1 protein-coding gene is annotated in these 1,606 nt (G+C 65.9%); it reads right to left on the bottom strand.

From position 1 onward, the window contains the following. Positions 1 to 628 precede the first annotated feature (628 nt). Complete coding sequence (locus tag VGZ32_RS14165) at positions 629 to 1,324, bottom strand: hypothetical protein (protein WP_326886472.1); 696 nt, start codon at positions 1,322 to 1,324, stop codon at positions 629 to 631. Between the last annotated feature and the right edge of the window lie 282 nt (positions 1,325 to 1,606).

Below are 1,606 nucleotides of genomic sequence, written 5' to 3'. Positions count from 1 at the left end.
GCCGGTCTCGTCGAGGAGCTCAAGCATGTGCGCCGCTGCCCGCTGATTCGCCACGCGGCGCAGGGCGGCGTTCACGGTCGCCACCTTGCTCTTGGTACCCAGTTCCTCGCTCGCCAACGACAAGGCTTCATCATCAAGGTCCACCATCGTCCTCGACATCAGATTCTCCCAGATAGTGATGCCTGTTACCCGATCTAATTGTATATCAAGTTACGTGATGGAGACGACATAATCACGGCAGGGCAATCGAGCCTGCTCACCGCCACTTTCCTTCAAGCCCTCCGTCAGCATTACTGCAGAGACGGGGACGGGTCCTAGACGTCCTCCAGCCGTACATTGATAACCTCACCGGGCGAAAGGAACGCGGCGCCCGGCGGGCGGCCGCCGGCATCGCGATCGCCGTCCTGCTCGGCCTGTACGAATGCCGCGAGGACACCGACGAGGACATGCTGCTTGTCCGGATGGGCCTGCCCGGCGCGGCAGACGACCTCGCACGCATCGTGTACGCGAAGGTAAAGTCACTGCGCCTCTTGTTGCCCTAGCTGGCGGACGCATGCCCCGAGTGGGAGTGGTACGAGGAGAGATGAAACCCGTACTTATTGATCCACAGCCGCGGTCCGCGCGGTCGTCAGGACCGCAGTCCCGCCAGATAGTGGAAGTTGCCGTCGCCGACGTTCTGGCGGAGCGTGTGCATGATGCGCCACATGTCGTCATGAGGGCCTTCGATATACATGGGCATCCCGTCCCTGCCGAACTCCAGGTCGCACACGCCGTCCCACTCACCGAGATGCCCCGCGGCCTTCGCGAAGTCCGCGTGCGGCTCGAACCCGAGCCCGCGAGCGTACCCGATCGCGCCGAACACGATCCGCTGGGCCAGAACCAGCGGCACTGCTACGGGTGCCCCCGGATAACTGCGGAAGGCATCAGCGCAAAACGACGGGAGCTTCCTCCTCTCGACCGGCTTCGGCCCCAAGGCGTTCTTCACACCCAGGCACCAGGTGTCAACCAGGAACTCGCACACCCGCACCGAACTGCCGAGCTCACGGGCGACGACGACGATGACCAGCCCAGACTCTCCTGTCTCGGCTGCCCCGGTGTCCGGCCACTCCGGGTGGCCCGTGAACCGCACGCTCGACGACCAGCCCTGGTTGACCCAGCAGCCGACAAGCGGCACCTCCTTCTCCCGGGGCTCAGCAGCGGCGAGCCGCTGTATCAGTGGCGTCACAATCGCGGGGCGCACCTTGAGGGCGCGGGCGATCTCCTTCGGGGACCGTCCGCGAGCGCGGAGCTCGCGGACACGTTCCAGCAGTTCATCATCGGGCATTCCACCATGATCCCCGATGCCGACACACCGGCACGCCGGGTTCGGCGCGACCGGGAAATCATTCCGCCGGAGTCCAGCGGGCGGCCCTCTCTGGGAAGCTTGGCTTCGCCTCGAGTCACTTCCGCATCGCCCACCCGTGCCGGTCCGGGCCGACGCACGCCCGGGCCATACTCCGTCGCGGAAAGGCCTCCTGGCGGTAAGAGCGAACGGGTACGGCACGGCAGGTAGTCCGCGCCGCAGCCAGGCCCCCCGCCTCAGCGTCCCACGCACCTGAATCCGGGG

The organism is Actinocrinis sp. (assembly GCF_035938995.1).
Classification (GTDB): Bacteria; Actinomycetota; Actinomycetes; order Streptomycetales; family Catenulisporaceae; genus DASZGI01.
The sequence above is the reverse complement of the archived record's forward strand: the minus strand, read 5'-3'. Positions and strand labels throughout refer to the sequence as shown.